Raw genomic sequence first — 333 nt, 5'->3', positions numbered from 1 at the left:
GCCGCTACGCCGAACTCCTCGGCCAGCAGAACGCCCACCTCGTCGCCCAGGCCGTCATCGCCCTCGTCGAGACCGGCCGGCTCTGGCAGGCCCACGGCCTCGCCCGCGCCGTCGCCGCCGACCGCGCCCGGGACTCCTGGGAGTGGAACGAGTACCTCTACTCCCGCGGCCTCCTCCGGCTCGCCTCCGGCGAACCCGCCGAAGCCCTCGCCGACCTCCTGGAATGCGGCCGCCGCCAGGGCGAACGCCAGGTCCACAGCCCCATCGTCACCCCCTGGCGCACCGCCGCCGCCGAATGCCACCTCCAACTCGGCGAACCCGGCCCCGCCGTCG

The 333-nt window shown here is 75.7% G+C and carries 1 pseudogene; it reads left to right on the top strand.

From position 1 onward, the window contains the following. A pseudogene (locus tag BI06_RS51220) lies at nt 1-333 on the top strand (helix-turn-helix transcriptional regulator); the annotation flags it as partial.

It is taken from the genome of Kitasatospora sp. MBT66, assembly GCF_000710405.2.
Lineage (GTDB): Bacteria > Actinomycetota > Actinomycetes > Streptomycetales > Streptomycetaceae > Kitasatospora > Kitasatospora purpeofusca.
Note: the sequence above shows the minus strand (reverse complement) of the source record. Positions and strands in the feature narration are given on the sequence as shown.